This window comes from Candidatus Aquicultor secundus (genome assembly GCF_002791875.1).
GTDB lineage: Bacteria > Actinomycetota > Aquicultoria > Aquicultorales > Aquicultoraceae > Aquicultor_A > Aquicultor_A secundus.
Window position 1 is genome coordinate 1 of record NZ_PFNG01000266.1, and the last position, 2,453, is coordinate 2,453.

Annotated in this window: 3 protein-coding genes and 1 pseudogene; all 4 read right to left on the bottom strand. The window is 48.0% G+C overall.

Annotated features, from left to right (window positions below):
* Positions 1-65 precede the first annotated feature (65 nt).
* Positions 66-527, bottom strand: a pseudogene (locus COY37_RS11255) (GAF domain-containing protein); the annotation flags it as partial.
* Between the two features lie 15 nt (positions 528-542).
* Entirely contained in the window at positions 543-1,061 is a 519-nt protein-coding gene (locus tag COY37_RS11260; protein WP_286977627.1) for a hypothetical protein, read from the bottom strand.
* Positions 1,062-1,069: 8 nt separating this feature from the next.
* A complete protein-coding gene (locus COY37_RS11265; protein ID WP_286977630.1) occupies positions 1,070-1,360 on the bottom strand; it encodes a hypothetical protein in 291 nt (96 codons plus the stop codon).
* 178 nt (positions 1,361-1,538) lie between these two features.
* On the bottom strand, positions 1,539-2,453 hold a 915-nt coding region (locus COY37_RS11270; protein WP_286977633.1), incomplete at its 5' end, for a GMC family oxidoreductase N-terminal domain-containing protein.

A 2,453-nucleotide genomic window follows, 5' to 3' on the forward strand; every position in this document is an offset into this window, starting at 1 on the left:
CGACAGTGTAATACCGCCATTCACCCTAGGAGTCATTCCTATCGGTTCAACTTTTGGGGCGCGGCTCATTTCCCCTTCATAGAGCTGCAACCGTTCGAGGTACGCTCGGCAATCATCATCCCATGTTTGTCTTCAAAAAGAATAATACCCGACCAATCCACATTCATATTCGACGCGATTCGTTGCGCGATCTCATTCAGCATTCCATCGATGCTCAACGTGGTGAGCCCGGCTTCGGAGATGTTCTCAAGGGCGCTTAACTTGAGCCTCGCCTCTTTCTCTTCCTTGTAAAGTTGCGCTTTGATAATAGCAAGCGCAACCTGGTTAGCCATATAACCGATCAAAAGCCTGTCTTTAGCATCTATATACTTGGCTGTTGTGCTTCCAACGGTTATGGCCCCGATAACTTTGCCTTCATACCGCAACGGGGTGCCGGCAACCGAGTGTATGCCAAGGCTAACGACAACCTCTGATTCCTGGGCAATGGGATCTGTTGTAAGATCTTCCAGGCAGACCGACCGGTCTTCCTTGACAACGACTCCTCAGACTTCCTGCCCCGGTTTTAAGGTGGCCAGCTTTCTGGCCAAATTCTCGGGGATAGTACCATGAGAAGCTGCCAGCTCGAGGATATTTTTTTCTTCATTAAGGAGGTAAATGAAACCTATTTCAAAATTAGCGATCTTAACAACAGCAAGAAGTGCATCATGTAATATCTGAGACAGATCCATCGATTGACCGACTGCCATAGCCACGTCGTTCAGAGCTGCCAGTTCTTTTTCTCCTCGTTTTATCGTGTCTTTTATCTCAGCATAAACGGCATGGTAAATGAGCAGAAACCAGAGCACAGCTATTAAAACCCTTGCATATATCTCAGCTAAAACAGCAAAAGGGTCTTCCGTTTTGTCGGATACGAAGTTCACAACAGCCAGCATTCCCAGGGCCAAACTTACCGAGGCGATTGCTTTTTTAGCATGAAAATTACTGCTGCGTTCGCTTTTACCGAACAGCAGAGCTATGGCGAACACGCACATACCTACTATCACAAGTTCAAAGAGAAGCATGATATCGGCTATGGCTCTGCCCTCCTAAATCTCAATGCGGCAAGGACCACCGGCAAAGCCGAAAAAATCAGGGTTATATTTTCTACCAAACCTAAAGGTCCCGGATCAAGCGATTTTAGAATACTTGCCGCCGTCGAAATAAAGAAGAAGCTAAAGCTTACTGCAAAGTATTTGAAATAATGATTGTCTTTAAAATGCCGGACACCCATCACGGCAAGGAGCGCTATGGCAACGCAAAAGATAGCGATAACGCTATCATTCGGTGTTAGGCTATGTAGGTCAAGCTGGTTAGCTACCATATTTATCACCTGTTGGTTGCATGCATTGCTATTTACATCATTTAATATCGTTTATTGAAATTAGTGTTTATTAAGACCAGTTAGGATAAACTATCGGTTTGGTAATAACCGTTCTTTATAAAAAAGTTTGTGCAGGATTACCGGATAGAAAGGCAGGTTAAAAGGTAAAAATGGTCGATTACAGCTCAAAACGCTGTTTTGCATCGATGATATAATCGGCGGTCCGTGCGGCTAGCGCCTCCACGGTAAGGGTAACCGTGCTGTTTTCGCTGGGCAAGCACTCGCCTACAATTCCAAAGCTCACATAGTGATTATAGTCTCGCATGTCCTCGATAAGCTGCCGCCCCCAAACCCCTTTCCCTTTTATCAGCGCCTGTGAGAACTCAATCGGCTGCAAGGTCTCGGTCTCGATGGTATATCCCCTGACAAAGCCATCGCCGGGCTTCCTTGTGTACCATTCCTGGGTAAGAGCAAGCCCTTGAGGGCCCCGGTATTGCCTGATCATTTCCTCGTACTTGCCGATAACAAAGTCGGCGGAGTGCACCATCAGGTTTTTTCCGACCATCCCAGAGGAGTTCGCGATTCCCTCGGGGAACTGCTCCGATTTCGAGTTAAGCAGCAATCTCGGGGTTTCGATGGAGTAAGCTGAAACGATAAACGTATCCCCTTCCTGCTCTCGCTCATTGCCTTCACTTAAGTAAGTCACGCTTCTAACGGTCCCGTCCTTGCCTACATTTAACCGCACGACCATAGCGTTTGGGATTATCTTTGCACCATATTTGAGTGCGTGCGGGACATAGGTAACAAGTGTGCTTGATTTGGATTTCGGCATGCAGCCGAACTTGCAGAACCCGCGGTACGTGCAGCCGGGCCGGTCTTTTGTGGCGCTCGATAAGATAAACATCGGCCCAACCGTTGAGGGAATCCCAAGCGCCTCGCATCCACGACGAAACGTCTCATGCATGCAGGCCCTGTAGTGGCTTCGCTTAGGATACGGCCCGTGGTAGGCGCCCCAGGGGAAAAATGTCGGCCCCGACACCTGGTTAAACTTCTCGACCTCGGCATAGTACGGCTCAAGGTCGTTGTAGTTTAT

Excerpts from the sequence above, each read along its gene's own strand:
- COY37_RS11260 (WP_286977627.1), bottom strand. The coding sequence starts at position 1,061 with ATGCTTCTCTTTGAACTTGTGATAGTAGGTATGTGCGTGTTCGCCATA.
- COY37_RS11265 (WP_286977630.1), bottom strand. The coding sequence starts at position 1,360 with ATGGTAGCTAACCAGCTTGACCTACATAGCCTAACACCGAATGATAGC.